3 protein-coding genes are annotated in these 846 nt (G+C 65.4%); all 3 read right to left on the bottom strand.

The window, feature by feature from the left end:
* Positions 1-144: NAD-binding protein (locus ACFSXZ_RS41255; RefSeq protein ID WP_378272029.1), on the bottom strand; the 144-nt coding region annotated here is incomplete at its 3' end.
* Positions 137-745, bottom strand: coding sequence for a GTP-binding protein (locus tag ACFSXZ_RS41250; protein WP_378272025.1), 609 nt, complete (start codon positions 743-745; stop codon positions 137-139). The genes ACFSXZ_RS41255 and ACFSXZ_RS41250, both read right to left, overlap by 8 nt.
* Positions 720-846, bottom strand: a 127-nt coding sequence (locus tag ACFSXZ_RS41245; protein WP_378272027.1) for a DUF742 domain-containing protein, incomplete at its 5' end; no start/stop codon positions are given. The genes ACFSXZ_RS41245 and ACFSXZ_RS41250, both read right to left, overlap by 26 nt.

Raw genomic sequence — 846 nt, 5'->3', positions numbered from 1 at the left:
GGCTTGGGTGGAGGTGACCCAGCCGTTGCGGATTTCGTGGGGGGTGCGGGCGGAGATGATGGTGATGTCGTAGCCGTGTTCTTGGAGGGTGAGGGCGAGTTGGAGGCCGGATTGGCCGGCGCCGACGATGAGGATCTTACGCATGGGCGCGGTTCTTTCCGGTTTCGTGGATGTGGTGGGTGGTCAGGGTGTGGGTGACCAGTGTTTGGAGGGCGTTGATGGTGTCTTTGGGGTTGCGGGCGTCGCAGGTGATCAGGGGGATGTCGGGGTGCAGGTCGAGGGCTTCGCGGATGTCGTGGAGGGGGTGGGTTTGGTGTCCGTGGAAGAGGTTGACCGCGACGATGAAGGGCAGGTCGGTGTCGTGTTCGAAGTAGTTGATGGCGGCGAAGGATTGTTCCAGGCGGCGGGTGTCGACCAGGACGATCGCGCCGAGCGCGCCGCGGGTGATGTCGTCCCAGAGGAACCAGAAGCGGGCTTGGCCGGGGGTGCCGAACAGATACAGCAGCAGGTCGGGGTGCAGGGCGATGCGGCCGAAGTCCATCGCGACGGTGGTGGTGGTCTTCCCACCGTCGGGGGGCAGGTCGTCGATGCCTTCCCCGGCTTCGGTCATCCAGGCTTCGGTGTTGATCGGGGGGATGTCGGAGACGGAGGTGACCAGGGTGGTCTTGCCGACGCCGAACCCGCCGGCGATCACGATTTTCGCCGAGATGGTCAGGTTCTCAGACGGGGAGGTGCTTGAGTCCATCCAGGATCCTTTCCAGCATCGGACGGTCGTGGCGGTAGGCGTGCGCGGTGGGGTGGATGGTCACCGCGCCCTGCCCGGCCAGATCCGAGATCAGCACCCGC

The sequence above is a fragment of the Amycolatopsis pigmentata genome, from assembly GCF_042684065.1.
In the GTDB taxonomy this organism is placed as follows: Bacteria; Actinomycetota; Actinomycetes; order Mycobacteriales; family Pseudonocardiaceae; genus Amycolatopsis_E; species Amycolatopsis_E pigmentata.
The sequence above is the reverse complement of the archived record's forward strand: the minus strand, read 5'-3'. Positions and strand labels throughout refer to the sequence as shown.

What these genes read in the sequence shown, in the direction of transcription:
- ACFSXZ_RS41250 (WP_378272025.1), bottom strand. Translation starts at nt 745, where the DNA reads ATGGACTCAAGCACCTCCCCGTCTGAGAACCTGACCATCTCGGCGAAA.